Here is a 1,085-nt window from a genome sequence, read left to right on the forward strand (position 1 = left end):
GCTGTTTCCTCCTCGCCGGCGCTGGGCAGCGATGGGACCCTCTACGTGGGGTCAGGGGATCACTCTCTGTATGCTCTAGGAGCAAAACTCACCAATGCGGCCCCAACCCTGTCTGCTGGTAGCGTGACCCCAGAAAACGGGAACACGCAGACCCCTTTTATTTTTAGTGTCACCTATGCGGATTCAGACAACGATGAACCTGCTGCCATTGCCCTAAAGATAGACACGAATCCCCCTCTAGCCCTGAGTAAACGCCAGCACGGAGACAACACTTATGTAACGGGGGTGGTATACGAATATCGGACGGGTTTGTCTGAGGGGAGGCATCAGTTTTCCTTTGCCGCCAGCGATGGCGCCCTCAGTGCCAGAGGGGATACGACCTCCCATACTGGGCCACAGGTGGCACCGGGGCCACCGCTTACCCTGGCTGATTCTCCCTGGCCGATGGCGGGTCATGATGTGCGGCATACGGGCCAGAGTCCCTATCGAGGCCCTGATAAAGCCCGGCTCAAGTGGAAGTTCCCAACCGGGGGTGGTGTTACCTCCTCGCCGGCGCTGGGCAACGATGGGACCGTCTATGTGGGGTCAGCGGATCACTATGTATATGCGCTCAGCGCGGCCGGTGCCCTCAAGTGGAAGTTCCTAACCGGGAATTCTGTTTCCTCCTCGCCGGCGCTGGGCAGCGATGGGACCGTCTATGTGGGGTCAAATGACAGCTCTCTGTATGCGCTCAGCACGGCCGGTTCCCTCAAGTGGAAGTTCAAAGCTGGGGGTGGTGTTTTCTCCTCGCCGGCGCTGGGCAGCGATGGGACCGTCTACGTGGGGTCAAGGGATGGCTCTGTGTATGCGCTCAGCGCGGCCGGTTCCCTCAAGTGGAAGTTCAAAACTGGGGGTGGTGTTTCCTCCTCGCCGGCGCTGGGCAGTGATGGGACCCTCTACGTGGGGTCAGGGGATCACTCTCTGTATGCCCTGGAAGCAAGTCCAACGGGTTCTTCGCTCTCGTCTGGTGGAGAGAAAGACGCTGAGTTTGACGAGCATGGCGCGCCGGTCTTCGGCCTATCTTCCAACCTTCCCAACCCCTTCAA

General features: G+C 59.5%; 1 protein-coding gene. It reads left to right on the plus strand.

Features of this window, described 5'->3' with window-relative positions; genetic code table 11:
• Window positions 1-1,085: PQQ-binding-like beta-propeller repeat protein (locus tag HYZ49_14475; protein MBI3243485.1), on the plus strand; the 1,085-nt coding region annotated here is incomplete at both ends.

Source organism: Chloroflexota bacterium (genome assembly GCA_016197225.1).
In the GTDB taxonomy this organism is placed as follows: Bacteria; Chloroflexota; Anaerolineae; order Anaerolineales; family VGOW01; genus VGOW01.